Below are 25,590 nucleotides of genomic sequence, written 5' to 3'. Positions count from 1 at the left end.
GGTGCAACGTGAGCGCAACGTCCGCTTCCCTAGCCTGCGCGCCGGAGCTGCCCAACGGCGGGCAGCGCATCTGCAAGGAGGCAGGCCACCATGACCCGTTACACGGCGCCCGGCACCGAGGGTGCGATCGTCTCCTACCAGGCGCGCTACGACCACTTCATCGGCGGCGAGTACGTGCCGCCGGCCCGGGGACAGTACTTCGAGAACCCCTCGCCGGTGAACGGGCAGCCGTTCACCGAGGTCGCACGGGGCACCGCCGAGGACGTGGAGCGGGCCCTGGACGCGGCGCACGCGGCCGCGCCGGGCTGGGGCCGTATGTCGGTGACGGAGCGCTCCGACATCCTCCTCAAGATCGCCGACCGAATGGAGGCCCACCTCGAACCGCTCGCGGTCGCCGAGAGCTGGGAGAACGGCAAGCCGGTGCGGGAGACACTGGCCGCGGACATCCCGCTCGCCATCGACCACTTCCGCTACTTCGCGGGGGCGATCCGCGCCCAGGAGGGTTCGCTGGGCGAGATCGACGACGACACGGTGGCGTACCACTTCCATGAGCCGCTCGGGGTCGTGGCGCAGATCATTCCGTGGAACTTCCCGATCCTGATGGCGACGTGGAAACTCGCGCCCGCCCTGGCGGCCGGCAACGCCGTCGTCATCAAGCCGGCCGAACAGACCCCCGCCTCCATCCATTACTGGATGAGCCTGATCGCGGACCTGCTGCCGCCGGGCGTGGTGAACATCGTCAACGGCTTCGGCGTGGAGGCGGGCAAGCCGCTGGCTTCGAGCCCACGGGTGGCGAAGGTGGCGTTCACCGGGGAGACCACCACCGGGCGGCTGATCATGCAGTACGCCTCGGAGAACATCAAGCCGGTCACCCTGGAACTGGGCGGCAAGTCCCCGAACATCTTCTTCGACGACGTCTGGGCGCACGACGACGACTTCCGCGACAAGGCCCTCGAGGGCTTCACGATGTTCGCGCTCAACCAGGGCGAGGTCTGCACCTGCCCCTCCCGCGCCCTCGTCCAGCGCGGTCACTACGCCGAGTTCATGGCGGCGGCGGTGGCCCGCACCGAGCAGATCAAGCCGGGGCACTCCCTCGACACCGACACGATGATCGGCGCGCAGGCCTCCAACGACCAGCTGGAGAAGATCCTCTCCTACCTGGACATCGGCCGGCAGGAGGGCGCGAAGATCCTCACGGGCGGCGAACGCATCGAACACGACGGCGAGTTGAAGGGCGGCTACTACGTCCAGCCTACGATCTTCGAGGGCGACAACCGGATGCGTATCTTCCAGGAGGAGATCTTCGGCCCGGTCGTCTCGGTCACGTCCTTCGACGACTTCGACGACGCGATCAAGATGGCGAACGACACGCTGTACGGCCTCGGGGCGGGCGTCTGGACCCGTGACATCAACGCCGCGTACCGCGCGGGCCGGGCGATCCAGGCGGGCCGGGTGTGGACGAACTGCTACCACGCCTACCCGGCGCACGCGGCGTTCGGCGGCTACAAGCAGTCCGGGATCGGCCGTGAGACCCACAAGATGATGCTGGAGCACTACCAGCAGACGAAGAATCTCCTGGTGTCGTACTCGCCGAAGAGGCTGGGCTTCTTCTAAGGGTTGTCCCGCAAATGATCTCCGTATCGTCCACGACCAGGGCCCTGTCTGGCAGCCGGGATCTGCGGCAGACTTCGGGCGACAGGCTCGACTGAGGGAAGGAGAGTGCGCATAGAACGTATCAGTGAGTCGTTGACGGGGTGCGGTCCGTCTGTGCAGGACGCGCTGCGTATTGCCGGCTGGACAGCAGGTCGCGCGGTTACCACTGGGGACTGGACGCGGCAACTGACAGCGGCTGGGTTCGAGCTCAACGACGCAGCAGTCGGGATCTGGGCCGAGTTCGGCGACCTGACGATCAAGAGCTACCCGGCCCGTGCCCCCGCCTCTTCACTGCGTATAGACCCCGTGGACGCCTGCATCGACACCGCTGCGGAAGCTGCTTCGCTGAAGCACCGATATGCAGAGAACTACAGCCCTTTGGGCACGTGGTCGGTCCAGCTCAGGTCGTACATCGCAGCCGGCGGGCGCGTCGTCGCCGTGGGGCCGAATGTCCTGTGGTCCCTGGGTTCCACCTTCGCGGAGGCACTGATCTACGTCGTGTACGGCGATGGTGGAGTCGATCGTGCAGAGCAGGCGGACTGGCTCGGCAACTGCCTCACTGGCAGGTGAGACGATCTTGCGGTGGCTGGTGTGATCACGGCGTCGGAGCCCTCCTGGATAGCCCCGTTCACCGGACTGAGCCTGCGTAGCTTCGGCAAGCTCGTGACCGCCGTACGCCGCGAGGCAGCGGATACGGTCCGGCGAGGCCGGCCGTGGAGTCTGCCCCTGGAGGACCGCGTCCTGCTGGTCACAGCCTATTGGCGCACCACTTTGACGGTGCGCCAGCTCGCCTCACTGTTCGGAATCTCCAAGTCCGCAGCCGACCGCATCATCAACCGACTCGGCCCGCTGCTCGCTCTGCGGCCGCGCCAACGGTTCCGCAAGGACACTGTGCTCATCGTGGACGGCACCTTGGTGCCCACGTGTGATCACGCGGTGGCCGAGCAGTCGAAGAATTACCGGTACTCCACCAACCACCAGGTCGTCATCGACGCCGATCCCCGTCTGGTGGTCGCGATCGGGCCGGCCCCTGCCAGGCAACCGCAACGACTGCAAGGGCGTGGGAGCTGTCCGGGGCGAAGGCCGCCGTCGGCAACACCCTGGTGATCGCCGACGGCGGCTACCGCGGTACGGGGCTGGTGATCCCACACCGTCGCGAACGCGGCCAGGAAGAGCTTCCGGCCTGGAAGGAGGAGCGCAACCGCTCACACCGCAAGGTCCGCGCCCGGGTGGAGCACACCTTCGCCAGGATGAAGAACTGGAAGATCCTTCGCGACTGCCGCTCGAAAGGCGACGGCGTACATCACGCCATGCTTGGCATCGCCCGCCTCCACAACCTCGCCCTCGCGGGATAGTCAGGACGAACGTGGACGGCCCAACCCTGACCGCCGGAGCCAGTTGATCATTGCGGGACAGCCTTTAGCGAGCGCACAAGGTCGCTATCGACGCGGGCCGGGAATCCAGGAGGATGCTTCACCGGGAGGCTCTCGTCACACTCCACCGCCTCAAAGGCACCGGCCTGTCAGCCCGCAGCCGCAACGACCTGGACACCATCACTTCCGAGCTCAATAGCCGCCCACGCAAGGCGCGCGCCAGCTTCGCTGACCCGATCGCGCACTTCCAGTCGATCGCCCGCACCGGCATCGCCACGGCCGCCGGTCAGCGGTTCACGCCGAGCGTGGGCTCCTCCGCCTGGGCCACGTCCGAGGCGTCGCTGAGCCCGAGGCGCTGGTGCTCAATGTGGTAGACGGCCTGGTCGAGGAGTTCGGCGACGTGGTTGTCGTAGAGGGCGTAGATCACCGAACGGCCCTGGCGCCGGCCGATCACCAGGCCGAGGTTGCGCAGCAGGCGCAGCTGATGGGAGCACGCGGACTGTTCCATGCCGACCTCGGTGGCGAGTTCGGTGGCGGCGCAGGGGCCTTCCCGCAGGCGGGAGAGGATCAGCAGCCGGGAGGGGGTGGCGAGGGCCTGGAGGGTGGTGGCCACCCGGGCGGCGCTGTCTGCGTCCAGGCGGGTGTGCGGGACGGGGGTGTTCGCGGGAGCTGCTCCATGGCCCATGGGGCCATCATACAAGCGATACTTGAAGAGGTCTTCATATGTACCTGTATGGTGGTTGGGTCGAACCGTCCCGCCCTCCCGAAGGGTTCTTCGTCATGTCTTCGACCCTGACCGAGCGGCCCGCGCCCACGGTGACCGCGCACCCGGATGCCGCCCCACGGCGGCGAACCCGGGTCTTCGCGCTGCCTGAGGCCCGCTGGGCCGCAACGGCCACGGTGCTGTTCCTGCTCGCCCTGCCGCTGCAGCTGACCGGCGCGCCCGCCTGGGCGTGGGGCCCGCTGTACGGGCTCGCCTACGCCGTCGGCGGCTGGGAGCCCGCGCTGGCCGGGCTGCGGGCGCTGCGGGAGAGGACCCTCGACGTCGACCTGCTGATGATCGTGGCCGCGCTCGGGGCCGCCGCCGTCGGCCAGGTCATGGACGGCGCCCTGCTGATCGTCATCTTCGCCACGTCCGGCGCCTTGGAGGCGCTGGCCACCGCCCGCACCGCCGACTCGGTGCGCGGCCTGCTCGACCTGGCCCCCGCCACCGCGACCCGACTGCGCGACGACGGCGGCGAGGAGACCGTGCCCACCACCGGCCTCGCCGTCGGCGACACCGTGCTGGTGCGGCCCGGCAAGCGGATCGGCGCCGACGGCCGCGTGCTGGACGGGGCGAGCGAGGTCGACCAGGCCACCATCACCGGCGAGCCGCTGCCCGTCGCGAAGGAGCCGGGCGACGAGGTGTTCGCCGGCACCCTCAACGGCACCGGCGCCCTCCGTGTCCGGGTCGAGCGGGACGCCTCCGACTCGGTGATCGCCCGGATCGTGCAGATGGTCGAGGAGGCGTCCGAGACCAAGGCGCCGACTCAGTTGTTCATCGAGAAGGTCGAGCAGCGCTACTCGATCGGCATGGTGGTGGCCACGCTGGCCGTGTTCGCCGTGCCGCTCGCCTTCGGCGCCGCGCTGACCGGCTCGTTGCTGCGGGCGATGACCTTCATGATCGTCGCGTCGCCGTGCGCGGTGGTGCTGGCGACCATGCCGCCGCTGCTGTCCGCGATCGCCAACGCCGGGCGGCACGGTGTACTGGTGAAGTCCGCGGTGGTGATGGAGCGCCTGGATCAGGTGGACGCGGTGGCGCTGGACAAGACCGGCACGCTCACCGAAGGCACCCCGCGCGTCACCGACGTCCGTCCGCTGCCCGGCTCGCGGCTCGCGGAAGGGGAGTTGCTGCGGCTGGCCGCGGCGGCCGAACACCCCAGCGAGCACCCGCTGGCCCGCGCCGTCGTGGCCGCCGCACGCGCCCGGGGTCTCGCCCTGCCCGGCGCCGAGGACTTCGTCTCCACCCCGGGTGTCGGAGTCACCGCCACGGTGGACGGCCGCAAGATCGCTGTCGGCTCCCCGGCCCGGCTGCTGTCCGGCGCCGAGGGCGGGCACACCGCCGTCGCCGCCGCACTGGAGGAGGGCGGGCGCACCGCGGTCCTGGTGGTGGCCGACGGCACGCCGGCCGGCGTCCTGGGCATCGCCGACCGGCTGCGCCCGGACGCCATCGCCACCGTCGCCTCCCTCACCGCGCTCACCGGCACGGCGCCGACGCTGGTCACCGGCGACAACCCCCGCGCGGCCGCCCGCCTGGCCGCCGAGGCCGGCATCACCGACGTCCGCGCCGGGCTGCTGCCGCAGGACAAGGTGGCCGCGGTCCGGGAGCTGGAGCGGGCCGGCCGCAGGGTCCTGGTCGTGGGGGACGGCGTCAACGACGCGCCCGCCCTGGCCGCCGCCCACACCGGCATCGCCATGGGCCGGGCCGGCTCCGACCTCGCGTTGGCGACCGCCGACGCGGTGATCGTCCGCGACGAACTGGCCACCGCGCCCGCGGTGGTGGCACTCTCCCGCCGGGCCAGCCGCCTGGTCGTGCAGAACCTGGTCATCGCCGCGGTGTTCATCTCCGGCCTGGTCGTCTGGGACCTCACCGCCACCCTCCCCCTCCCTCTCGGCGTCCTCGGCCACGAGGGCTCGACCGTCATCGTCGGGCTCAACGGCCTGCGGCTGCTCCGCGAGGCGGCCTGGACGCGGGCCCGCATGGAGGGCCGCCGCTGACCCAGCGGGTCCCACGGCCCGTCGTACCCACACAGGGTGCGGCGGGCCGTTGCCGTCTGATTGCTCCGGGAGCGGTGCTGAACCAGGTGTGGTCACTCAACCGCACATGACCGGCCATTCATATGGACATGGATTTCATCTCTATCTACGGTGGAGCGTGCCGACCCAGCGCGAGCCACAGGGGGTGATGCGCCATGGGCGGCCGGACGACCCGACAACGCAAGGCGGTCACGCGGGCTGCCAGGACTTCGTGTCGGCCCAGGACTTGTACGCCCTTCTGGTGGCCGGCGACCACGCGATCGGCCTGACCACCGTCTACCGCGCCCTGCGCGAGCTGGAGGCGGACGGCGGCGTGGACGTAGGGGGTGCGGCGGATGCCTCCGGGACAAGCCTTGGCGGCCGTCGCTCACGAGGACCGGGTGTCCTGTTGGGCGACGGCCGCCAAGGGACAAAGTGGCGGACCTGACTGCCGACCGCCGGTTCCGGCAGGCAGCGGTCGCGATCGGCAGTGGTTCAGCAGTCGCGGAACTCCGGTGACTGGTTGAGGATCTGCGCGCGCAGGGATGTGAAGCGGGTGTGGGTGGCGCTGCCGCGCGCCTCAGGGTGGAAGGCCGCGACGCGGTGGCAGTTCTGGAAGGTGAGGGCGATGCCGAAGTGCCGTTCCAGGCTGCCCCGGATGGCGTCGCTGGACAGGGCTCGCAGGAGTTGGCCGCGCTCCCTCTCGGAGGGCGGCGGGGTCTGGTTGTCGGCGAACTCCGCCGTGCCGGACCTCAGTTCCTCGGCGAGGCGGGCGATGAGGTCATAGGCGTACGGCAGGGAGGTGCGCACCGTTTCCACGAAGTCCTGCTCCCGTACCTCGCCGTTCTCGGCTTCGGCGAGGAGCTGCGGGGAGACGTCGAGTGACATGAAGGGCTGTCCTGTTCTCTTGCTCTGGGTTTTGGTCTTGGGGAGTGGGGGTCAGGCGAAGGCGGTCAGTGATGCGGGGCCGTGGCGAAAGTCCGGGTCGACCTGGCCGGCGAGGTCTTGGCCGGTGGCTTCGTTGGCCCGGGCGGCGGCGTTGCGCAGGTGGAAGTCCACGGCGTGCTTCTGGAAGGCCGCCCAGTCCTTGGGGCGGGCGTCCACGGCCACGCGCAGCAGGTCCAGGGTGCGAGTGTTGTGCGGCTCCAGCTCGCTGTGGCTGCGGCCCTGTTCCTGCGCGCGTACGTAGGAGGACTGCTCGCAGTGCGCGAGCAGATCGTCGCCGACGTGCTTCTTGAGGAAGAGCAGGTCGTCCTCACCGGTGACCTTGTTGCCGACGACGGCGATCGGGATGCCGAACTCGGCCGCGTGATCGCGGTACTGGCGGTACACCGAGACGCTCTTGCGGGTCGGCTCGACGACCAGGAATGTCATGTCGAAGCGGGTGAACAGGCCGGAGGCGAAGGCGTCGGCGCCGGCGGTCATGTCGACGACGACGTACTCGCCGGGGCCGTCCACGAGGTGGTTCAGGTACAGCTCGACCGCGCCGAGCTTGGAGTGGTAGCAGGCCACGCCGAGGTCGCTCTCGTCGAAGGCGCCGGTCACCATGAGCGTACGCCGCCGACCTCCTGGACGTGGTGGCCGTGGATCTCGTCGTCGCCGAGCAGTCGCAGCAGCCGGGAGCCGCGTCCGGGCGGGGTTGTCTTGACCATGGCGCCGCGGGACGGGATCCGCGGATTGGTGCCCCGCAGGTAGTCCTTGATCTCGCCGGTGCGCGCGCTGAGCGGCGGGGCGGCGGAGACCTCGTCCTCGTCGAGGCCGAGGGCGTGGGCCAGGTGCTGGTTGATGTCGCCGTCGATTGCGACGACCGGCGCCCCCGAGTGTGCCAGGTGGCGGGAGAAGAGAGCCGACAGGGTGGTCTTGCCGCTGCCGCCCTTGCCGACGAAGGCAACACGCATGGCTAACCGCCACCCCCTCTATTGAAAATGGATGTCATGAGCATAGGCTGGTGGCGCGGCCAGGTGCTGTCAAATCCCCGGTGTGTCAACTTGCTTACTGCTGCGGCGGGTTGGGTCTCCGCGGCGGCAAACAGGGGATCTCTTTCACTCATGCGGAGGAAACACGGAGATGAGCGATACCGCCGACGACCGTCAGAGACGCCCTTTCACCCTTGTCGTCTGCGGCTCATGCCCTGCCGCCGCGAGGGGAGGGGCGATGAACAGGCTGCGTCACGCGGTCCGGGAGTGCCCGCACGCGGTGATGGTCTCCACCGGTTGCCTGGGAAAGGTGCTGCATTGCCAAGGCGGCCGCGGGCTGCAAGGCGCTGTGCAGCCCTGCGGGATCGACCGCAGGCCCACTGGGATGGTGGTATGCCTCGGTCCGCTGGTGACGGAAGCCGACGCCGAGGCGGTGGGGGCGTGGCTGCGGGCCGGGATGCCCGACGACGGCACACTACCCGACCGGCTCCGGGCGGCCCCGGCGCCGCAGCAGGTCGCCCACCTCAACTGAGGGTGACGATGGCGTCCAGCCGCAGCTGGGCGGCGATCTCGTCGTCCATGAAGAAGGTCTGCGCGACGGGCGCGGGGTCGGCGAGGCCGGTGGTCTCGATGAGGATGCGGTCGAACTTCTCGCGGCGCCGCACCAGTGCGCCCAGGATGCGGATGAGATCTCCGCGCACGGTGCAGCAGATGCAGCCGTTGTTCATCTCGAACATCTCTTCCTCGGCGTCGAGGACGAGGGCGTCGTCGATGCCGACCTCGCCGAACTCGTTCTCGATCACGGCGATCCTCAGGCCGTGGTTCTCGGTGAGGAAGCGGTTGAGGAGGGTGGTCTTGCCGGAGCCGAGGAAGCCGGTCAGGACGGTGACGGGAACCCGCTCGTCGCACGGCTCGCTGGGTTCGGGGGTGGTCAAGTCAGTCTCCTAGTCGTGCTCTTCAGGGGCGAGGAGGGCGGCCCGTAGGCCGTCCTCGGTGATCTGGTCGGCGGGTCGGTGCAGGGTCCAGCGGCGGGCGTCGCCCTCCATCGGCAGCACGACGGCGACGGTCTCCAACGGCGGGCAGCCCGGTTCGGTGCAGGCGAGCTGGCGGATCAAGACGGCGGTGTCGTCGTCGAGACCGAGCAGGGCACGCACGGTCTCCTTCAGCTCGCGCAGCTGCGGACTGGGCCCCGGAGGCCCGGGCCGCGATCCCAGTGGCATGGCCGTTCCTCTCCTCCCTCTCCGTCCCCGGACGGCCGGCCTGCGTCGGTGTGGGGCAGGCAGTCGGCGCAGACGCCGGTGAGTTCGACGGTGTGCTCCACCGCGGTGAAGCCGGTCGCGGCGGCGATCCGGCCCGCCCACTCCTCGACGACCTCGGAGTCCACCGGCCAGCTGCGGCCGCAGTCACGGCACATCAAGTAGTGGCGGTGACCGTCGGCCGGGCGCAGCCGGTAGAGCCGCCCGCCGGTCTCCTCGCGTACGACTCGTCGACGCCGCACACGTTCTCCAACCTGCGCAGCCCCGGATCAGTCGTACGTCCGGTCAAAGGGCGGCAATGGTTTTCATTTGCCATTGATCTGAAAATCATTTCCATCTAGCCTCGAAGGTGTCGCCACACGGCCGGCGCGTGTGCGCCGCGCGCCCGGTATCGCCCGAAGGAGCTCCGCATGTCCACCGCCCCCGCCTCCCGTTCCGCCCGGCCGACCGCGAGGATCGCCCTGGTCACGGCAACGGCCGCCCTGACGGCCGTGACGGCGACCGCGTGCTCGACCTCCTCCTCGCACACCACCGACACCCCCGCTACCGGCAGCGGCAGCGGCTCGGGGAAGGCGATCCAGGTGGTGGCGGCGGAGAACTTCTGGGGCAGCATCGCCTCCCAGCTCGGCGGCAGCCACGTGAAGGTGTCCAGCATCATCAGCAACCCGGACACCGACCCGCATGACTACGAGCCGACCGCCGCCGACGCCCGTACCGTGGCCGGCGCCCAGTACACGATCGTCAACGGCATCGGCTACGACGCCTGGGCCGACAAGCTGCTGGCCGCCAATCCCGGCAGCGGACGCACCCAGCTCAAGGTCGGCGACCTGGTCGGGATCAAGCCGGGCGGCAACCCGCACCGCTGGTACTCCCCGGACAACGTCCACCAGGTCATCGAGAGGATCACCGCCGACTACAAGAAGATCGACCCGGCGGACGCGGCCTACTTCGACCAGCAGAAGAAGACCTTCGAGACGAAGACGCTCGCCGGCTACAACAAGCTCATCACCGACATCAAGGCGAAATACGCGGGCACTCCGATCGGCGCTTCCGAGTCCATCGTCACCCCGCTCGCCGAGGGCCTGGGGCTGCAAATGCTCACCCCGGAGACGTTCCTGGACGCGATGAGCGAGGGCTCCGACCCCACGGCCAAGGACAAGGCCACCATCGACCAGCAGATCAAGAACAAGAAGATCAAGATCTACGTCTACAACTCCCAGAACTCCACGCCGGACGTGCAGGCGCAGGTCAAGGAGGCCAAGGCGCAGGGCATCCCGGTCGCCACGGTGACCGAGACCCTCAGCCCTGCCGGGGCCTCCTTCCAGCAGTGGCAGACCACCCAGCTGCAGGGCATCGAGCAGGCCCTGGCCAAGGCCACCGGGAAGTGAACTGAAGCCATGAACCCGATAGCGAAGGCCCGCGAAGCCGTCACACACGCGGTGCCCACTGCGCCCACCCAGCGCAGCGGCGGCCACGAGGCGGTCGCGGGAGAGGGAAGCGGCCCAGTGGTCGAGCTGCGCGGCGCCGCCGTGCGGGTCGGCGGCCGGATGTTGTGGTCGGGGGTGGATCTTCGCATCGGGGCCGGTGAGTTCACCGCCGTGCTCGGGCCCAACGGCGTCGGCAAGTCCACCATGATCATGGTCCTGCTCGGCGCCCTGCCTGCGGCTGTCGGCGAGGTACGGGTGCTCGGCGCCCGGCCCGGGCAGGCCAACGACCGCATCGGCTATCTGCCGCAGCGTCGCAGCTTCGACGCCAACCTGCGCATCCGCGGCATTGACGTGGTGCGCATGGGCCTGGACGGCGACCGGTGGGGGGTGCCGCTGCCGTTTCCCAGCGCGCGGCGGCGGGCCGACCGTGCGCGGGTGGACGAGGTGATCGAGCTGGTCGGGGCGTCGGCGTACGCACACCGGCCGATCGGGCAGTGTTCCGGCGGTGAGCAGCAGCGCCTGCTGATCGCCCAGGCACTGGTCCGCCGACCCGAACTGCTCCTGCTCGACGAGCCATTGGACAGTCTCGACCTGCCCAACCAGAGCGCGGTCGCGGCGCTGATCGGGCGCATCTGCCATCACGAGGGCGTGTCGGTGGTCATGGTCGCCCATGACGTGAACCCGATCCTGCACCACCTGGACCGGGTGGTGTACCTGGCCGAGGGCGGCGCCGCCACCGGCACCCCGGCGGAGGTCATCACCTCCGAGACGCTGACCCGGCTCTACGGCACTCCCGTCGAGGTGCTGCGGACCTCGGACGGCCGGCTGGTCGTGGTGGGCCAGCCGGAGGCACCGGCCGTGCACACCGACCGACACGGCACCCCGAGGAGCGGTCATGCCGCTGACTGAGACAGGGGCACCAACCTGGTCGTGGAACCTCCTGACCGACTTCCAGGACATGTGGTCCTACCCCTTCATGGTCAACGCGTTCCGCGCGGGCGCGGTCGTGGCCGTGGTCTCGGCCGTCGTGGGCTGGTTCGTGGTACTGCGGCGGCAGACGTTCGCCGCGCACACCGTCTCCGCCGTCGCCTTCCCCGGCGCCGCCGGGGCGCTCCTGCTCGGATTCAGCGCGGTCTACGGCTACTTCACGCTGTGTGTAGCCGCCGCACTGGTCATCGCCGCCCTGCGCGGCGGCGGTGAACACGAGGAGTCGGCGCTCACCGGAACCGTGCAGGCGTTCCTGCTCGCGTCCGGGTTCCTGTTCACCGCCCTGTACAGAGGACTGCTGGAGGGACCGCAGACCATCCTCTTCGGCACCTTCCTGGGAATCACCTCCTCCCAGGTGACCGTGCTGACGGTGGTCGGCGCGGTGGTGCTCGCGGTGCTCGCGCTGATCGGACGGCCGCTGCTGTTCGAGTCCGTCGACCCGCAGGTCGCCGCCGGGCGCGGTGTCCCGGTCCGCACCCTGTCCGTGGTCTTCCTCGTCCTGCTCGGCGCAGCCACCGCCGAGGCGAGCCAGATCACCGGGACCCTCCTGGTCTTCGCCCTCATGGTGATCCCGGCCGCCACTGCGCAAGTCCTCACCGCCCGCCCGGTGTTGAGCCTCGCGCTGGCCGTCCTGCTGGCCTTCGCCGCCACCTGGCTGGGACTGACCGCCGCCTACTACTCGCCCTACCCCTTGGGCTTCTTCGTGACGACCATCGCCTTCGCCGGATACCTGCTCGCCCTGGGCCGACGCTCGCTGCGCGAGGTACTCGCTCGCACCCGGGCCGGGGCCACGCCCACCGCCAGGGAGGTGATCGCATGACCGTCCTGCTCGCCGCCTCCCCGCTGTCCCACCCGTTCTTCCTGCACGCCTTCCTCGCCGGTACCGCCATCGCCGCGGCCTGCGGACTGGTCGGCTACTTCCTGGTACTGCGGGCCCAGGTCTTCACCGGCGACGCGCTCAGCCACGTCGCCTTCACCGGCGCGATGGCAGCCCTCGCCTTCGGCGCCGACCTTCGCCTCGGCCTGTTCGCCGCCACCATCGCCATGGCGCTGCTCTTCGGCACCCTCGGCCGCAAGGCGCGACCCGACGACGTGGTCATCGGGAGCGTCTTCTCCTGGATCCTGGGCCTGGGCGCCTTCTTCATCACCCTCTACACCACCTCCCGCAGCACCACGAACGGCACCGCCGGGGTGAGTGTGCTGTTCGGCTCCGTCTTCGGCATCTCCTCCAGTAGCGCAGTCGTCGCCGCTCTGGTGGCGGGTGGAGTCGGCCTGCTGGTGGTCCTCATCGCCCGGCCACTGCTGTTCGCCACGCTCGACGAGGCCGTGGCCGCCGCCCGCGGCGTACCGGTCCGACTGCTCGGATACGGCTTCCTCGCCCTGGCCGGCATCAGCGCCGCCGAGGCCACCCAAGCGGTCGGCTCCCTGCTCCTGCTCGGCCTGCTCGCAGCCCCCGCGGGCGCCGCGATCCGCCTCACCGACCGCCCCTACCGGGTACTCGCCCTCTCCGCCGGCCTGGCGGTACTGGAGATGTGGGCAGGGCTGTTCGCCTCGTATGCGGTGCCGAAGATGCCGCCGAGCTTCGCCATCATGGCCGCCGCCACGGCCGTATACGCCGCCACCTTCCTGATACGACGCCCGGTTCCCGGTCCCCGAACGCACACCGCCGTACCCACCGGCACATGAGCGAAGGCACCCGATGGCACCCGACCGCCAGCGCACCCCCACCCCGTCGCACGACGTCACGCTGATCGGCCGCCTCACCCAGCAACGCACCACCGTGGTCGAGGAACTCATCCGGGCCGACGGCTTCATCGGCGCACAAGCCCTCCACAACCAACTCGCCGCCGCCGGCTCGTCAGTCGGCCTCTCCACGGTCTACCGCACACCGACCGCCCTGGCCAGCGTCGGCCGGGCCGACCTGGTCCGCGACACCAGCGGTGAACGCCTCTTCCGCTACCGCCCCGGCCCCGAACACCGCCACTACCTCATCTGCACCGAATGCGGCCTGAGCCGGCCCGTCGACTCAGGCCCGGTGGAGGACTGGGCCGACACCATCGCGCAGACCTCCGGGTTCGCGAACCTCCGGCACACGGTGGAGCTGTCCGGGGTGTGCCCGGACTGCGGCCGACGGCAAGCTGCGGACGAGCGCGCCTGAGCGCCGGCGCCGCTTCCTGTCCGGAGTGGTCTCCGTCAAGGGCAGCAGTCGCACCCCGGAGCACAGCCGCAGGCATCCACCTCCCGCCGGCCCGCACCCGGCGCAACGGCCGCCGGCGTCGCACAACACCCCTCCCCACGCCAGGCGTCGCGCCCCTCCTTCACCGCGACAGCGGCGATGACCAGGGCCGCCAGCGGATCAGCCCACGACCAGCCGAACACGGCATTGACGACCAGGCCCACCAGCAGCACCGCCGACAAATAGGTGCACAGCAGGGTCTGCTTGGAGTCGGCCACGGCCGATGCGGAGCCGAGCTCCCGTCCGGCGCGGCGCTGGGCCGCCGACAGGACCGGCATGACCGCGAGTGAGAGGCCGGCCAGCACGATCCCGGGCAGGGAGCGCGTGGCCTCACCCGTGCCGGTCAGGGCCCGTACGGCGTCGACGCTGACGTAGGCGGCGAGCGCGAAGAACGACAGCGCGATGATCCGCAACGCGGTCTTCTCCCGGGCCTCGCGCACCGCATGCTCGCGGGCGGAGAACTGCCAGGCGACGGTGGCGGCCGAGGAGACCTCGATGACCGAGTCGAGGCCGAAGCCGATCAGCGCGGTGGACGACGCCAGTGTCCCGGCTGTGAGGGCGACGGCCGCCTCGACGGCGTTGTAGGTGATGGTCGCGGCGACCAGCAGCCGTATCCGCCGGGCAAGCACGCCACGCCTGGCCGGGTCGGGACCGAAAGACAGGGACATCTCTGCGCTCATGGTCAGCAGCACCCCTTGTCGTCGGCGTCGACGCACGTGCGGTCGCCCTCGACGGCGACCACGGCGGTGCGCAGATCGTCGAGCGCGTGGCCGAGGCGTTCGTCGGCGAGTTCGTAGCGTGTGCGTCGGCCGTCGGGGACGCTGACGACCAGGCCGCAGTCACGCAGGCACGCCAGATGGTTCGACAGCCTGGTGCGCGAGACGTCCAGCGCGTCGGCCAAGTCCGCGGGGTAGGCGGGTGCTTCCCGCAGGGCGAGCAGGACGCGGCAGCGGATCGGATCGGCGAGCGCCCGGCCGAACCGGACCAGGACCTCGATGTCGGAGGCAACAGTCAGCACACCGCCCACGCTACACAGATTCCTGAATTCAGGAAACCCTGAATCATGGAGACCACTTCGTAATGGTATTCATTTTCATGTAGCCTCTACTCACCATCCCAACGAGGAGGACTCCCATGGCTGTTCCCAAGCGGAAGATGTCCCGCAGCAACACCCGCCACCGCCGTGCCCAGTGGAAGGCGAGCACGCCGGCGCTCGTGCCGGTCACCGTCGACGGAGTGTCATACCTGGTCCCTCAGCGGCTGGTGAAAGCGTACGAGCGCGGGTTGCTGCGCCCCGAGGGCTGAGCGTTGATGCCGTCCGCCCCCGCCAGCCGCCTGCCCGTCACCGTCCTGTCCGGATTCCTCGGCGCGGGCAAGACCACCCTCCTCAACCACATCCTCGGCAACCGCGAGGGCCTGCGTGTCGCGGTGATCGTCAATGACATGAGCGACGTCAACATCGACGCCGCCCTGGTGCGGGGCGGCGAGGCGGCCCTGTCGCGTACCGAGGAACGCCTGGTCGAGATGACCAACGGCTGTATCTGCTGCACCCTGCGCGACGACCTGCTTGAGGAGGTTGACCGGCTGGCCCGCGAGGGCCGCTTCGACTACCTGCTCATCGAGTCGTCCGGCATCTCCGAACCCATGCCGGTCGCCGCGACCTTCGCCTTCGCACGCGACGACGGCGCCACCCTCGGCGACTTCGCCCGCCTGGACACCATGGTCACGGTCGTGGACGCCGCGAACTTCCTGACCGAGCTGGCAAGCGGCGACGAACTCGTCGAGCGCGGCCTGGACCAGTACGAGGACGACGAACGCACCGTCAGTGACCTGCTGATGGACCAGATCGAGTTCGCCGACGTCATCGTGCTCAACAAGCTCGACCTCGTCGACGAGGAGTCCTCCGACCGCCTGCGGGCGACGCTCACCCGCCTCAACCCGGCCGCGCGCATCGTCCCCGCCGTCCATGCTCGCGTGCAGACCGGCGAGGTCCTGGGCACCAGGCTGTTCGACCTGGAACGCGCCCAACAGGCCCCCGGCTGGGTGAGGGAGCTCAACGGCGACCACGTCCCTGAGACGGAGGAGTACGGGATCTCCTCGACCGTCTTCCGCTCTGAGCAGCCCTTCCATCCCGGCCGCCTGTGGACGTTCGTGACCAAGGAACTCGACAGCGGCGCATACGGACAGATCCTGCGCTCCAAGGGCTTCTTCACTCTCGCCAGCCGCCCGCACGTGACGGGCCTGTGGTCACAGGCCGGTTCCGTCGCGCGCTTCGAGCCCTCAGCCGCACGCGACACCGACAGCCCCGAGTGCCAGGAACTGGTCTTCATCGGCACGCACCTGCACGCGGACGCGCTGCACGCGGTACTGACCGACTGTCTCATGGCCGACGGCGAGAGCCTGCCGCCCGCGGACCCGTTCCCTACCTGGGACACCTACGGCATCGACGACACCTGCGAGCACGAGCATCCCCACCTCGTGGCGGGCGTCTGAGGCCCCGGGCCGGGCGGCGAACACAGCCACGGCGCCGCCCGCCCCGGTATGGACACCAAGAGCTCCGGATAAATGCGTTGGGCTGCCCGGCCCCCGCTGATAGCGTCTGGGCAGCCGTGAGAGAACGCGAGGAGGTGAGACCCATGAAGGCTGTATCCCTGTGGGTGCTCCCCCATGTCGTCACGGTGGGCGATTGACGTAGGTGTCGCCGGGAGCGCCTTGACAAGGCACTCCTGAAAGGCAACTCCCATGGACTCTGCGCATTCCACTCCGGGCAGGGACAACCAACCGGTCGTGGTCACGCGGGTCTCGGACACGCAGTGGCACGCCGTGGAGGACGACCTGACAGTCGGCCGCGGCGTCGCTTCGCGTCGGCCCGACGGGCGGCTCTTCGTCAGCATCGACGCGTGGCACGGCGCGGTCTTCGACCGCATCGCCGACGCGATGCTGGCGGACCTGCCGACACCGCTGTACACCGTCGTCGACGAGGCCGACCACGACTCGAGGTCCGCCTGGGAGCGGGCCGGCTTCGCCACCGCACGCCGCGAGTGGGGCTATCTCGTGCCCACCGACCCGCACATCACCGGTCTCGGCTCGGTGCGGCCCCCGTCCGGCGTGACGATCGTGCCCGCCGGTGAGGCGGAGGAGGGCCCGCTGCGCGCCCTGGACCGCCTCATCCGCGACGAGGTCGAGGCCACCGTCGGATGGCAGACGATGGCGGCCAAGGTGCTGCCCCGCCCGGCGGGCACCACCCTGCTCGACCCATCGAAGTACGCGGTGGCGCGGCACGTGGATCAGTACGTGGGACTCATCCGGGTGGCACCGCTGACGCGCCAGCCACAGATCGGGCTGATCGCCGTCCGGGCCGACAGACACCGCCGCGGCATCGCCCGGACGCTGCTGGCGCACGCGCTGGGTTCGCTGCACCACTCCGGGACCGCTTCGGCATGGGCCGAGGTGGACGAGTCCAACGCGGCGGCCACCGCCCTGTTCGAGAGCATCGATGCCCGGCGTACGGCCGGCACCCTGGAGATCGTCCGCCGCTGACGCTCCGTCACATCGCACCGGGCGACCGTTTCCTACCGAATTCGCCGTCACAGAACGGGAGAAGTGAGCGACCATGACCAAAGCAGCAGGGGGCGTAGAAGCCGAAGGCACCGTCGTCGAGTGCCTGCGCAATGCCACCTTCAGGGTGGAGCTCCAGAACGGGCACACGGTGCTCGCCCACATCAGCGGGAAGATCCGGAAGAACCGCATCAAGATCCTCCCGTACGACCGGGTGCTCGTGGAACTCAGCCCCTACGACCTCACCCGCGGCCGAATCCGCTACCGGTACCGGGCGTAGCGGAAGAAGAAGCCGGCACCTCCGAGATCACCCGGCAGGACAATCAGAAGCCGCAGTGGTTCCGCTGCCTCCCGCACATGGCCATCGCCCTACCGGGAGCTGTAGGGCAGGAGCGCCATCTCGCGTGCGTTCTTGATGGCCTGCGCTATCTGCCGCTGCTGCTGACGCGTCACGTGGGTCACCCGACGGCTGCGGATCTTGCCGCGGTCGGAGATGAACTTCCGCAGCAAGTCGGTGTCCTTGTAGTCGATGTAAGTGATGCCGGCGGCGTCCAGCGGGTTGGTGCGCTGACGCTTGGCCGTCTGCCGCCGGATGCTTGTGCGTCGGGTCATGGTGAGGTCGGTCCTCTCTCCTTCATGTCACGGGGTCGAGCAAGTCGTCGAATGCGTGCGGGAGTTGTTTCCAGCGGTCTCTGCCCGCCGCGTACTCGTCGTCGGTGAGCAGGCAGGAGTCGAGCAGGGCGGACAGGCCGTCGCGGTCCAGGCCGGGTGAGGTGAAGGTGAGGTACTGGCGGCGGTCGCCGTGTTCGGGGTGCCAGTCCACGGAGGCGGCGAGGCGGCGCTCGGCGGGCACCATCTCCCAGGCGGCGTCGGGCAGAGCTGCCAGCCAGGGGCCGGCCGACTCCACGCACAGCGCGCCGCCGGCGGCGTCCCAGGACAGCAGTGTGTCGGGACGGTCCGCCAGCCAGAACCTCCCGCGGCTGCGCGCGGCGGCGCAGGTGAGGTCCTCAAGCGCTGCGTACAGGCGCTGCGGATGGAAGGGCCGTTCGCGCCGCCAGACGAAGGTGCTCACGCCGTGTTCGTCGCACGACTGCGGCAATAGCGCGCACGCAGGATGTACACGGGCGGCGGCCGCTGCCACGTCGAAGCCCGCCAACAGCGCTGCCCCCAGGGCACCGTCGCTCTCTACGCGTACGCTTCGTGCGCCTGGTGTGAGCTGGGCGAGCAGCGCGTGGTCGGTGTCGTCGGCGACCTCGTCGCAGGAATCGTCGTCGCCGAGGGCGATCACTGTGGGGTACTCCAGCTGCCGGGCGAAGGTGTCGGCGACGGTGCGCTGGTCGGTTGGCGCGGCGGCGAGGCCGACGTCGGCCAGGTCGTCGCCGTTGGACAGGTACGGCAGGACGAGTGCGGGGTCGACCGCGGTGGCGGCCCCGGTCAGGGCCAACGGTGCGCCCGCGGCGGCGATGACTGCGGCCATGGCCTGGGGCTCGACGGAGTCCCACAGTTCCACGACGGCCAGCCGGTACGTTCCCTCCTGGGCGAGCCGCAGCAGTTCGGGGACGAGATCCTCGCGCAGTGCGCAGCAGGCGCAGTCGTTCACCAGGGGTGCGTCGCCACTGCCCAGCAGGCCGTGGGCGTCGCGCACCGTGCGGTGCACCGCGCTGTCGACGGCGGACGTCAGGTCGTGGTGCAGTGCGACCGAGCCGGGGACCGTACGCAGGATCTGCTCTACGGCGGCCCGGCGGGCGTCGGCGTGCAACCCAGCGACGATCGCCACCGGCAGCCGCGCCTCGTCCCGGTTCACGGCTTGCTCCGTCCGCGTCCGTACCGCCGCTCGAAGCGCTCGACCCGCCCCGCGGTGTCCAGGACCCGCTGGGTGCCGGTGTAGAAGGGGTGGCTCAGCGAGGAGATCTCGACGTCGATGACCGGGTAGGTGTTGCCGTCCTCCCATTCGATGGTCTTGTCGCTCGTGGCCGTGGACCGGGTGAGGAAGGCGTAGTCGGCGGCCCGGTCACGGAAGACGACCGGGCGGTACTCGGGATGGATTCCGGGCTTCACGGCTCTCAGCGCTCCTCACGGAAGTCGACGTGGCGGCCGGCGACCGGGTCGTACTTGCGCAGCGTGAGCCGGTCGGGGTTGTTACGACAGTTCTTGCGGGTCACGTAGGTGTAGCCGGTACCGGCGGTGGACCTCAGCCTGATGATCGGGCGCAGTTCGTTGCGGGCCATGAACAGCACCATACAAGAGATTGGTTTTCATTTTCATCTGACGCTAGTGTGCTGCTGCATCCGACCCCCAAGGAGGAACAGCCATGTCCGCCCACTGCCAACTCACTGGCCGACAGCCCGGCTTCGGCCACCACATCTCCCACTCTCACCGGCGCAGCAAGCGCCGCTTCGACCCCAACATCCAGAGCAAGCGCTACTGGCTGCCGAGCGAAGGCCGCCACGTCCGACTCACGCTCTCGGCCAAGGGCATCAAGACGGTCGACACGATCGGCATCGAAGCCGCGGTGGCCCGCATCCGCGCCCGTGGAGGGAAGGTCTGATGGCGAAGAAGAGCAAGATCGCGAAGAACGAGCAGCGGCGCCTCATCGTGGCCCGCCACGCCGCGCGCCGCGCCGCATTGAAGGCGATCATCGCGTTCCCCGGAAGCTCCGACGAGGACCGCGCCGCCGCCCAGCGGGAACTACGCCGGCAGCCGCGCGATGCCAGCGCCACCCGCCTACGCAATCGCGACTTTGTGGACGGCCGCCCCCGCGGCTACCTGCGCGCCTTCGGCCTGTCCCGCATCCGCCTACGCGAGATGGCCCACGCGGGCAAGCTCCCTGGCGTGACCAACAGCAGTTGGTAACCCGGCACGCCAGGGGCTCACAACGGGCGCGTCGGCGACGCAGCCCGATTCTGTGCCCGGTTTCGAGCGCGCCTTCCGCCACTTTGAACGGGGGCGGGCGGCGGCACCGGCTCGTGGCGATCTGCCACGACCAGGTGGATACGGCCTACCCCGCACGCGGACGGCTTCCGCGTGCGGGATCGAGTGCTCAGTTCATACCGGTCAGCTGGTCGTCAGGGCGGTGTCGTCCACGACGAAGCTGGTCTGCAGCGAGGAGTCCTCCACGCCGTGGAACTCCAGGGTGACCGTCTGGCCTGCCAGCGAGGACAGGTCGAAGGTCTTCTGCGCGTACCCGGAGTTGTGGTTGAGGTTCGAGTAGGTCGCCAGGGTGGTCGAACCGGCGGTGACCGTCAGCTTGTCGTACGCGAGCCGTTCGGTGACCGAGGTCCGGGCGGCGGGCACCTCTCTGGGCAACGCGGGGAACTTCCATCCCGCCACGTGGCCCCTGTCCAGTACCCGGGTCCTGGCCACGAGCAGCGCGATGTCGTCGTCGGGCACCGGGGGCGCACCGGCGATCACCCGCTCGCACAGGTCCTGCGGCGGACCGCTGGCCGGGGTGAGCCTTTCCGCCAGCGTCCGGAGCGCCTCGTCCGTCTCGCGGTGCCGCAGATCGAGCAGGCCGTCGGTGTAGAGCGCGATGACGGTGCCCTCGGGGAGGTGACCAGCGCGGTCTCGAAGTCCGCGGTCCCCGAGCCCAATGGGGGGTTGCGGATCTGCGGTTGGACCTCGGTCTGGCCGTCGGGCAGGACGAAAATCGGAGGCGTGTGGCCGGCGCTGGCGATGTCGCACTGCCGCGAGATCGAGTTGTACACCACGTACAGGCAGCTTGCGACCAGCTCGTTCTCCGCGAGGTCGTGGCTCATCGACGCGACCAAATTGTCCATCCGGGCGAGGACTTCGTCCGGCTCCAGGTCCAGGTCCGCCAAGATGCGCACCGCGGTGCGCATACGGCCCATGGTCGCGGTCGCGTTCAGCCCATGGCCGACCATGTCTCCCATCACCAGCGCGACCCGGGCGCCGGACAGCGGGATGGCGTCGAACCAGTCGCCCCCCACGCCGGCGTCCGCGGGCACATACCGGTGCCCGACGGTGACCGCCGTGCTGTCCGGGAAGTCCCGGGGAAGTAGACCCTGCTGGAGGGCCAGAGCAGTGTCGCGGGTACAGCGCAACTCGTGCTCGCGGGTCCGGCTCCAACTGAGCAGCACCCCGAGCAACGCCGACACCCCGATTTTGACCGCCGCGATGGTGGTGTCGTCCAGGCCCAGCGCGGCGTGCAGCGCCGCGTACGTTCCCACCGTCAGCGCACCGAAGGCGGTGGTCGCAGTCACGTCGTACGCCGAAGCGGCCGGCAACGGGACCAGCGCGAGTAGGAGGGCGTGGTGGCCGCGGGGGCTGGTCAGGGCGACGGTCACTGTCACGGCGACCAGCATCAGCGGTGGCAGTGCCTGCGTCCGCAGCGATACGGGGGTCATCGCACAGGGGCCCCGGGCGTGCACCCCGGAGTTGTGATCGCGGTCAGATTCATCGCCTTCCCACCCCCCGGTGCGTCCGACATGCGAGATGCGTCTTGCCTCGGGATGACCCGTAAAAGATCGACAGATATGTCAGTGCCTATGGGGGCCAATATTCGTCACCTTCCGTAGGCGGTGACGTGCAGCCAAGTCCCACGGAGACGTGTCCGACGGACGAAAACCCGTTGGCCGACTCATGCCTCCTTTACTTCTCGGTTGCTAAGCAGATTCTTTCGCCGCGGAGGGTTCGTTGCGACCACATGCAGCGCCCATGCGGATCACCATCTTCTGCCGACCTCTGGGTGCTCCGAACTGCGCGGAAGGCGCCAGATCAGGGCGCGGGCGGCGCAACGTGCAGCCGGTCTCACCCGGGCCTTCACCTGGGGGCCCGTTTCGTCGGTATCTCAGACCCGGTGGCCGTCGAGTGACGAAAGTCGCTTCCTGGGCCCGTTTCTCGCGTTGATCACGGGCTCTGTCGATCGGTCCGGCCTCTCGTTGCGTCCCTCACACGTCGAAAGCCCCCTCGCTGGCCGCCAGTGGCCGGCGAGGGGGCTTTCCACGTGTGGCGCTGTCCTATATGCAATGCGTGTCACTCAGATAGCGGACTCCAGGAACCCGATCAGGCAGGCTGCTGGGTCACGCCGGCACGCCCTGGGCGAGGTTGGCGATGTGGTCCCATGCCCGGAACTCCGCGATCCTGCGGTCGTACTCCTCCTGCAGCGGCTCGATGCCGCCCGTGCCGAAGAGCACGCGCAGCGGCGGGTTGGGGGCGTCGGCGATCACGAGCAGCGCGTCCGCTGTCGTCGCTGCGTCGCCGGTGACGAACGGCGCGTCCTTCATCCCGGCCATGAGCTCTTCGCGGACGGGCTCGTACTCCGGCATCGGGTCGACTGCCGGAGCGGTGGCGCCGAGGTCGGTAGCGAAGGTGAGGGGCTCGACTAGGGTGACCAGGATCCCCTGGTGGGCGACCTCGGCAGCCAGGGCCTGACTCAGGCTTTCCAGCGCCCACTTGGAGGAATGGTAGAGGCCCATCGTCGGATATGCGACGAGGCCGCCGTAGGAAGAGACTTGGATGATCCTGCCGTGTCCGCGGGCCCGCATGCCCGGGAGCACCGCCCGAGTGGTCCACAGGGCGCCGAAGAAGTTCACGTCGAACTGCGCCCGGGCCTGCTCCTCGGAGACCTCTTCGACGGCTCCCTGCAGCGCGTGGCCGGCGTTGTTCACCAGGATGTCGATGCCGCCGAAGCGGTGCTCGGTTTCTCCCACGGCCTGCCGGACGGCAGCGGAGTCCGCCACGTCGAACGCCAGCGGCAGTACCTGATCGCCGAACTCGCTGACCAGCGGTTCCAGTGACGAGGAGTTCCGGGCGGTGGCCGCGACGCGGTCGCCGCGGGAGAGGGCGGCCCTGGCCCAGTGGAAGCCAAGGCCTCGGGAGGCTCCGGTGACAAGCCAGACAGGGGGTGACGAGGCAGCCATCGAGTCGTTCCTTTGCGCGGTACGGGGACAACGCCGGGCAGGCGTTGCGGTCGACGGAAGAACAAACGGAGATTCATCTCCGTTTCACTGTACTCCGAATCGGAGATGAATCTCCACATAGGTGTCCGGGTCGATGACCGGGAGTCCGCGCGCCCCCGGCTGGGCCGGGCGAAACCTGGTCCGCCCCTTCTGGCTTGCTTCGGCTTTGCCAAGGGCATGCCGCGATAGGCTGTCCGCCGCAGCCGCCGTGACGTCGTCGGCGCGGTGGGCACGGGTGGCGGCCGGGTTGAGGATCGCCGTCCGGATGTCCCCTGCGGAGCCAGGGCGGCGGCGAACGAGGCGCCAGTGCCGTCCTGGGCCATGACCGAAATCGTCGGCCCACGCCCCGGTGTCCTCACCCTCGGCACCTCGGTGGGCGGGTGCCGCCCGGCCGGCCGCGGGCGGCGATTCCCGCCGGTTCAGTCCTCGGCGGCCTCGAGCTTTCGCCAGATGCGGATGAGGGCGGCGATGTCCTGCTCGCCGAGCGGTGCCACGAAGTACTGCTGTACGGCCGCTTCGAAGGTCTCGGCCACCGTATCGGCGTACCTGCGGCCCGCTTCGGTGAAGCCGATCAGGGAGATCCGGCCGTCGCCCTGGTCGGCGCTGCGGTGCAGGTGGCCTCGGTCGATCAGTTCCTGCACCAGCCGGGACGCGCGGGTGGGGCTCACGCTGACGAGTTCGCCGGCCAGCGCCCGCACGGGCTGTGGCTCCAGATCCTGCAGACGGCACAGGATCTCGAAGGCGCTGAACGAGATCTTGTGCCGCTCCATCAGCACGGCCTCGATCCGCGCGGTCAGCGCCGCGTGCGTGTAGAGGAGAGCGAACCAGGCGTCCTCCTGCGGCTGGGAGATGATCGCGTGCCTGGTGGAGGGCGGTCTCATGACGACCATGATAACAAAGATGCGTGTGCACTTGCGTGCGAGCGCACGCATCTCTATGGTGCAGGCATGAACCGATCCGAAGAACCCGCCGGAACTCCGGCAACAACCGCCGATCCGCACCACGCACACCGATGGCTGATCCTGCTGGTCGTCCTGATCTCCCAGGTGATGATCCTGATCGACGCCACCGTCATCAATGTGGCGCTCCCCTCGGCCCAGGCGGGGCTGCACTTCTCCGACGCGACCCGGCAGTGGGTGGTGACGGCCTACGTCCTCGCCTTCGGCAGCCTGCTCCCGCTCGGAGGACGGCTGGCCGACCTGGTCGGACGCAAACGGGTCTTCATCGTGGGCCTCGTGGGCTTCGGCGTGTTCTCCGCCCTCGCCGGCGCCGCCCCTGACACGGCCGTGCTACTGATCGCGCGCACTTTGCAGGGAGTGTTCGCCGCCGCACTGGCGCCCACCGCGGTCTCCCTGATCACCGTCACCTTCACCGACCACGCCGAACGCAACAAGGCGTTCGCTGTGTTCGGCGCGGTCGGCGGCGGCTCCGGAGCCCTCGGCCTGCTGCTGGGAGGGCTGCTCACCAGCTACCTGGACTGGCGGTGGACGATGTTCGTCAACATCGCCTTCGCCGCTGTCGCCCTTGTCGGCGCGCTGACCTTGATGACGAACTCCGCCGACCCGGACCGGCCGCGCCTAGATCTTCCCGGTGTGCTGCTGGCGTCGGGCGGTCTGTTCCTGCTCGTGTTCGGCAGCGCCCAGGCCGAGAAGGACGGCTGGGGCTCCGCACTCACGATCGGCTCCCTCGTCGGCGGCGCGATTCTCCTCGCCGGGTTCGTCGCCGTCGAACGCCGCGCGGTCAATCCCCTCGTCCCCCTGCGGGTGGTGATCGACCGGAACCGCGGCGCGGCCTATCTGAGCCTGCTGCTGGGCAGTGCCGCGCTGTTCGCGCTGTTCCTCTTCCTGACCTATTACTTCCAGGGAATCCTCGGCTACACCCCCATCAGAACCGGCCTCGCCTTCCTTCCCCTGCCCGTCGGGATCGCGGTCGGCGCCACCATCGCCCAAAGTGCCCTGCTTCCGCGCTTCACCGCCCGGACCATCGTCGCCTCAGGACTGGTCCTGTCGGCGCTCGGGGCCGCACTGCTCACAAGGGTGGGCGTTCAGGCCGCGTACGCGTCCCGCGTTCTTCCCGGACTCGTGCTGGTCGGCGTCGGTGTCGGCGTCTACTTCGTCATCGCCGTGACCATCGGCAGCGTTCCGGACGACCCGCGCGACGCAGGCACCGCCGGCAGCATGAACAATGTCGGCCAGCAGATCGGCACAGCGCTAGGGGTGGCTGTCATCAGCACGTTTGTCGCGTCGGCGACCAGCGGCTACTTGCACTCCCACCGTCCGGCGGGCCCGTCGATGCTCGCCCGCGCTGCCGTTCACGGGTACGCGACGGGCTTCTGGTGGGGCGCCGCTGCCTTCGCGTTCACCGCCGCACTGTGCACCGCGCTGATCAGGCCGAAGACGTCTCTGGCCGTAGCCGCCGAGCCGTCCGGCCCCCAGCCCGCGGCACCGGCCTTCCAGTGAGCGGCCCCCTGCACGGCCTGCACCCCCGCCGG

30 protein-coding genes and 5 pseudogenes are annotated in these 25,590 nt (G+C 69.6%); 18 read left to right on the top strand and 17 right to left on the bottom strand.

The window, feature by feature from the left end; translation table 11 throughout:
• Positions 1 to 90 precede the first annotated feature (90 nt).
• From ACFXI4_RS25450 to ACFXI4_RS25440, 3 genes and pseudogenes are all read left to right on the top strand, one after another.
• Positions 91 to 1,614: an aldehyde dehydrogenase family protein gene (locus tag ACFXI4_RS25450; RefSeq protein ID WP_384994908.1), complete on the top strand. Its 1,524-nt coding sequence runs from the start codon at positions 91 to 93 to the stop codon at positions 1,612 to 1,614.
• A gap of 153 nt (positions 1,615 to 1,767) precedes the next feature.
• Complete coding sequence (locus ACFXI4_RS25445; protein WP_384994906.1) at positions 1,768 to 2,223, top strand: SUKH-3 domain-containing protein; 456 nt, start codon at positions 1,768 to 1,770, stop codon at positions 2,221 to 2,223.
• A 12-nt stretch (positions 2,224 to 2,235) separates the two neighbouring features.
• Positions 2,236 to 3,008 (top strand): annotated as a pseudogene (locus ACFXI4_RS25440) (transposase).
• A gap of 304 nt (positions 3,009 to 3,312) precedes the next feature.
• On the opposite strand, the gene ACFXI4_RS25435 reads toward ACFXI4_RS25440, so the two are convergent.
• Positions 3,313 to 3,711 carry an ArsR/SmtB family transcription factor gene (locus tag ACFXI4_RS25435; RefSeq protein ID WP_384994903.1) on the bottom strand — a complete coding sequence of 133 codons (399 nt, stop codon included), beginning with the start codon at positions 3,709 to 3,711 and terminating at the stop codon, positions 3,313 to 3,315.
• 95 nt (positions 3,712 to 3,806) lie between these two features.
• Here ACFXI4_RS25435 and ACFXI4_RS25430 point away from each other — a divergent pair, with 95 nt between their 5' ends.
• Together ACFXI4_RS25430 and ACFXI4_RS25425 are read left to right on the top strand one after the other, a co-directional pair.
• Positions 3,807 to 5,783 carry a heavy metal translocating P-type ATPase gene (locus ACFXI4_RS25430; RefSeq protein ID WP_384994900.1) on the top strand — a complete coding sequence of 659 codons (1,977 nt, stop codon included), beginning with the start codon at positions 3,807 to 3,809 and terminating at the stop codon, positions 5,781 to 5,783.
• Between the two features lie 106 nt (positions 5,784 to 5,889).
• A complete protein-coding gene (locus tag ACFXI4_RS25425) occupies positions 5,890 to 6,249 on the top strand; it encodes a transcriptional repressor (protein WP_384994897.1) in 360 nt (119 codons plus the stop codon).
• Positions 6,250 to 6,296: 47 nt separating this feature from the next.
• Here ACFXI4_RS25425 and ACFXI4_RS25420 read toward each other — a convergent pair whose 3' ends face one another.
• Positions 6,297 to 6,689: an SCO5389 family protein gene (locus tag ACFXI4_RS25420; RefSeq protein WP_384994894.1), complete on the bottom strand. Its 393-nt coding sequence runs from the start codon at positions 6,687 to 6,689 to the stop codon at positions 6,297 to 6,299.
• Positions 6,690 to 6,740: 51 nt separating this feature from the next.
• Positions 6,741 to 7,699, bottom strand: a pseudogene (locus tag ACFXI4_RS25415) (adenylyl-sulfate kinase).
• Positions 7,700 to 8,126: 427 nt separating this feature from the next.
• Between ACFXI4_RS25415 and ACFXI4_RS25410 the strand changes: the two are divergent.
• Positions 8,127 to 8,249 carry a hypothetical protein gene (locus ACFXI4_RS25410; RefSeq protein WP_384994892.1) on the top strand — a complete coding sequence of 41 codons (123 nt, stop codon included), beginning with the start codon at positions 8,127 to 8,129 and terminating at the stop codon, positions 8,247 to 8,249.
• Here the strand turns inward: ACFXI4_RS25410 and ACFXI4_RS25405 are convergent.
• From ACFXI4_RS25405 to ACFXI4_RS25395, 3 genes are read right to left on the bottom strand one after another with little or no spacing between them, the layout of a single operon-like run.
• Entirely contained in the window at positions 8,242 to 8,652 is a 411-nt protein-coding gene (locus ACFXI4_RS25405) for a CobW family GTP-binding protein (RefSeq protein ID WP_384994889.1), read from the bottom strand. The genes ACFXI4_RS25410 and ACFXI4_RS25405 overlap by 8 nt on opposite strands.
• 9 nt (positions 8,653 to 8,661) lie before the next feature.
• Positions 8,662 to 8,871, bottom strand: a complete 210-nt coding sequence (locus tag ACFXI4_RS25400; protein ID WP_384994887.1) for a hypothetical protein — start codon at positions 8,869 to 8,871, stop codon at positions 8,662 to 8,664.
• An 8-nt stretch (positions 8,872 to 8,879) separates the two neighbouring features.
• On the bottom strand, positions 8,880 to 9,215 hold the full coding sequence (locus ACFXI4_RS25395; protein ID WP_384994885.1) for a Fur family transcriptional regulator: 336 nt from the start codon (positions 9,213 to 9,215) through the stop codon (positions 8,880 to 8,882).
• Positions 9,216 to 9,383: 168 nt separating this feature from the next.
• Here ACFXI4_RS25395 and ACFXI4_RS25390 point away from each other — a divergent pair, with 168 nt between their 5' ends.
• Genes ACFXI4_RS25390 through ACFXI4_RS25370 form a run of 5 tightly spaced genes read left to right on the top strand, consistent with a single transcriptional unit; the run spans position 9,384 to position 13,545 of the window.
• Positions 9,384 to 10,361, top strand: coding sequence for a metal ABC transporter solute-binding protein, Zn/Mn family (locus ACFXI4_RS25390; RefSeq protein WP_384994882.1), 978 nt, complete (start codon positions 9,384 to 9,386; stop codon positions 10,359 to 10,361).
• A gap of 9 nt (positions 10,362 to 10,370) precedes the next feature.
• A complete protein-coding gene (locus ACFXI4_RS25385; RefSeq protein ID WP_384994879.1) occupies positions 10,371 to 11,309 on the top strand; it encodes a metal ABC transporter ATP-binding protein in 939 nt (312 codons plus the stop codon).
• Positions 11,296 to 12,207: a metal ABC transporter permease gene (locus ACFXI4_RS25380; RefSeq protein WP_384994877.1), complete on the top strand. Its 912-nt coding sequence runs from the start codon at positions 11,296 to 11,298 to the stop codon at positions 12,205 to 12,207. Before ACFXI4_RS25385 ends, ACFXI4_RS25380 begins: the two co-directional genes overlap by 14 nt.
• Positions 12,204 to 13,073 carry a metal ABC transporter permease gene (locus tag ACFXI4_RS25375; RefSeq protein ID WP_384994874.1) on the top strand — a complete coding sequence of 290 codons (870 nt, stop codon included), beginning with the start codon at positions 12,204 to 12,206 and terminating at the stop codon, positions 13,071 to 13,073. Before ACFXI4_RS25380 ends, ACFXI4_RS25375 begins: the two co-directional genes overlap by 4 nt.
• Before the next feature lie 13 nt (positions 13,074 to 13,086).
• A complete protein-coding gene (locus ACFXI4_RS25370) occupies positions 13,087 to 13,545 on the top strand; it encodes a Fur family transcriptional regulator (RefSeq protein WP_384994872.1) in 459 nt (152 codons plus the stop codon).
• 35 nt (positions 13,546 to 13,580) lie between these two features.
• On the opposite strand, the gene ACFXI4_RS25365 is transcribed toward ACFXI4_RS25370, so the two are convergent.
• Both ACFXI4_RS25365 and ACFXI4_RS25360 read right to left on the bottom strand, forming a co-directional pair.
• The gene (locus tag ACFXI4_RS25365) at positions 13,581 to 14,303 is read right to left on the bottom strand and encodes a cation transporter (RefSeq protein WP_384994869.1); all 723 of its coding nucleotides are present in this window, start codon (positions 14,301 to 14,303) and stop codon (positions 13,581 to 13,583) included.
• A gap of 2 nt (positions 14,304 to 14,305) precedes the next feature.
• Positions 14,306 to 14,641, bottom strand: a complete 336-nt coding sequence (locus tag ACFXI4_RS25360) for an ArsR/SmtB family transcription factor (protein ID WP_384994867.1) — start codon at positions 14,639 to 14,641, stop codon at positions 14,306 to 14,308.
• A gap of 116 nt (positions 14,642 to 14,757) precedes the next feature.
• Here ACFXI4_RS25360 and rpmF point away from each other — a divergent pair, with 116 nt between their 5' ends.
• The 4 genes from rpmF (at position 14,758) to infA (ending at position 17,461) form a co-directional block, all read left to right on the top strand.
• Positions 14,758 to 14,928, top strand: a complete 171-nt coding sequence (gene rpmF / locus ACFXI4_RS25355; protein WP_351204455.1) for a 50S ribosomal protein L32 — start codon at positions 14,758 to 14,760, stop codon at positions 14,926 to 14,928.
• Between the two features lie 6 nt (positions 14,929 to 14,934).
• Positions 14,935 to 16,116: a GTP-binding protein gene (locus ACFXI4_RS25350; protein ID WP_384994864.1), complete on the top strand. Its 1,182-nt coding sequence runs from the start codon at positions 14,935 to 14,937 to the stop codon at positions 16,114 to 16,116.
• Positions 16,117 to 16,365: 249 nt separating this feature from the next.
• Positions 16,366 to 17,163 carry a GNAT family N-acetyltransferase gene (locus ACFXI4_RS25345; RefSeq protein ID WP_384994861.1) on the top strand — a complete coding sequence of 266 codons (798 nt, stop codon included), beginning with the start codon at positions 16,366 to 16,368 and terminating at the stop codon, positions 17,161 to 17,163.
• Positions 17,164 to 17,236: 73 nt separating this feature from the next.
• A complete protein-coding gene (gene infA / locus ACFXI4_RS25340; protein WP_384994858.1) occupies positions 17,237 to 17,461 on the top strand; it encodes a translation initiation factor IF-1 in 225 nt (74 codons plus the stop codon).
• Positions 17,462 to 17,550: 89 nt separating this feature from the next.
• Here the strand turns inward: infA and rpsR are convergent, their stop codons facing one another.
• From rpsR to rpmG, 4 genes are read right to left on the bottom strand one after another with little or no spacing between them, the layout of a single operon-like run.
• Positions 17,551 to 17,793 (bottom strand): 30S ribosomal protein S18, encoded by a 243-nt coding sequence (rpsR, locus tag ACFXI4_RS25335; RefSeq protein ID WP_384994854.1) that lies wholly within the window; start codon positions 17,791 to 17,793, stop codon positions 17,551 to 17,553.
• A 22-nt stretch (positions 17,794 to 17,815) separates the two neighbouring features.
• Positions 17,816 to 18,985 (bottom strand): GTP-binding protein, encoded by a 1,170-nt coding sequence (locus ACFXI4_RS25330; protein WP_384994851.1) that lies wholly within the window; start codon positions 18,983 to 18,985, stop codon positions 17,816 to 17,818.
• Positions 18,982 to 19,239 carry a type B 50S ribosomal protein L31 gene (locus ACFXI4_RS25325; protein WP_384994848.1) on the bottom strand — a complete coding sequence of 86 codons (258 nt, stop codon included), beginning with the start codon at positions 19,237 to 19,239 and terminating at the stop codon, positions 18,982 to 18,984. The genes ACFXI4_RS25330 and ACFXI4_RS25325 overlap by 4 nt, the downstream gene beginning before the upstream one ends.
• 5 nt (positions 19,240 to 19,244) lie before the next feature.
• Positions 19,245 to 19,409 carry a 50S ribosomal protein L33 gene (rpmG, locus tag ACFXI4_RS25320; RefSeq protein ID WP_384994845.1) on the bottom strand — a complete coding sequence of 55 codons (165 nt, stop codon included), beginning with the start codon at positions 19,407 to 19,409 and terminating at the stop codon, positions 19,245 to 19,247.
• Between the two features lie 83 nt (positions 19,410 to 19,492).
• Between rpmG and rpmB the strand changes: the two genes are divergently transcribed.
• Both rpmB and rpsN read left to right on the top strand, forming a co-directional pair.
• The gene (gene rpmB, locus ACFXI4_RS25315) at positions 19,493 to 19,729 is read left to right on the top strand and encodes a 50S ribosomal protein L28 (protein ID WP_020937821.1); all 237 of its coding nucleotides are present in this window, start codon (positions 19,493 to 19,495) and stop codon (positions 19,727 to 19,729) included.
• A complete protein-coding gene (gene rpsN, locus ACFXI4_RS25310) occupies positions 19,729 to 20,034 on the top strand; it encodes a 30S ribosomal protein S14 (protein ID WP_384994842.1) in 306 nt (101 codons plus the stop codon). The genes rpmB and rpsN overlap by 1 nt, the downstream gene beginning before the upstream one ends.
• A 201-nt stretch (positions 20,035 to 20,235) precedes the next feature.
• Here the strand turns inward: rpsN and ACFXI4_RS25305 are convergent.
• The 5 genes and pseudogenes from ACFXI4_RS25305 to ACFXI4_RS25285 form a co-directional block, all read right to left on the bottom strand.
• Positions 20,236 to 20,445, bottom strand: a pseudogene (locus ACFXI4_RS25305) (hypothetical protein); the annotation flags it as partial.
• Positions 20,446 to 20,592: 147 nt separating this feature from the next.
• Positions 20,593 to 20,862 (bottom strand): annotated as a pseudogene (locus ACFXI4_RS25300) (SpoIIE family protein phosphatase); the annotation flags it as partial.
• Positions 20,811 to 21,503, bottom strand: a pseudogene (locus tag ACFXI4_RS25295) (PP2C family protein-serine/threonine phosphatase); the annotation flags it as partial. The pseudogenes ACFXI4_RS25295 and ACFXI4_RS25300, both read right to left, overlap by 52 nt.
• 717 nt (positions 21,504 to 22,220) lie before the next feature.
• Positions 22,221 to 23,060 (bottom strand): SDR family NAD(P)-dependent oxidoreductase, encoded by an 840-nt coding sequence (locus ACFXI4_RS25290; RefSeq protein WP_384994839.1) that lies wholly within the window; start codon positions 23,058 to 23,060, stop codon positions 22,221 to 22,223.
• Positions 23,061 to 23,518: 458 nt separating this feature from the next.
• Positions 23,519 to 23,980: a MarR family winged helix-turn-helix transcriptional regulator gene (locus tag ACFXI4_RS25285; protein WP_384994837.1), complete on the bottom strand. Its 462-nt coding sequence runs from the start codon at positions 23,978 to 23,980 to the stop codon at positions 23,519 to 23,521.
• Positions 23,981 to 24,046: 66 nt separating this feature from the next.
• On the opposite strand from ACFXI4_RS25285, the gene ACFXI4_RS25280 reads away from it, so the two are divergent.
• Complete coding sequence (locus ACFXI4_RS25280) at positions 24,047 to 25,558, top strand: MFS transporter (protein ID WP_384994834.1); 1,512 nt, start codon at positions 24,047 to 24,049, stop codon at positions 25,556 to 25,558.
• Positions 25,559 to 25,590 lie beyond the last annotated feature (32 nt).

The sequence above is a fragment of the Streptomyces sp. NPDC059224 genome, assembly GCF_042754285.1.
In the GTDB taxonomy this organism is placed as follows: domain Bacteria; phylum Actinomycetota; class Actinomycetes; order Streptomycetales; family Streptomycetaceae; genus Streptomyces.
The sequence above is the reverse complement of the archived record's forward strand: the minus strand, read 5'-3'. Positions and strand labels throughout refer to the sequence as shown.